The sequence below is a fragment of the Pauljensenia sp. UMB3104 genome, assembly GCF_030217285.1.
Lineage (GTDB): Bacteria > Actinomycetota > Actinomycetes > Actinomycetales > Actinomycetaceae > Pauljensenia.
This window is the reverse complement of sequence record NZ_JASONN010000084.1, coordinates 1-393: the sequence shown is the minus strand read 5'-3', so window position 1 is coordinate 393 and position 393 is coordinate 1. Positions and strand designations below refer to the sequence as shown.

Here is a 393-nt window from a genome sequence, read left to right as displayed (position 1 = left end):
TGAGAACGCTAACCGGGTAGCCTCCCAGTTTGAGGCGGAGAAGGCCCGCGTTGATGGTGAGCTTGCTAAAGCGTTAGGCGCAACAGACGAGGTAAAAAAGTCGGTTGTCGTGGCGACGTCGCAGGCTGATAACGCTAAACGGCTTGCGGAGGAGGCCAAAACCAAGGCGGATTCTGCGTCTAATACTGCTGACGACGCTAAAAATAGTGCAGAGCATTTACGCGGCGACATGGTCGAAATGGGCGACGAAATAGACCGGTTTAATCGTGAGTTGCCTGAGGCTAAGAACGCGGTTGAGGCGGCTAAGAAGGCTGCGTCTGAGGCGGATTCTAAAGCGACTGCTGCGGCGAAGCTTGCGGGTTCTGCTAGTGAGGCTGCGTCGCGTGCGCAAAC

1 protein-coding gene is annotated in these 393 nt (G+C 56.0%); it reads left to right on the top strand.

Annotated elements, in window-relative coordinates:
• On the top strand, nt 1-393 hold a 393-nt coding region (locus QP415_RS10860), incomplete at both ends, for a hypothetical protein (protein ID WP_285100066.1).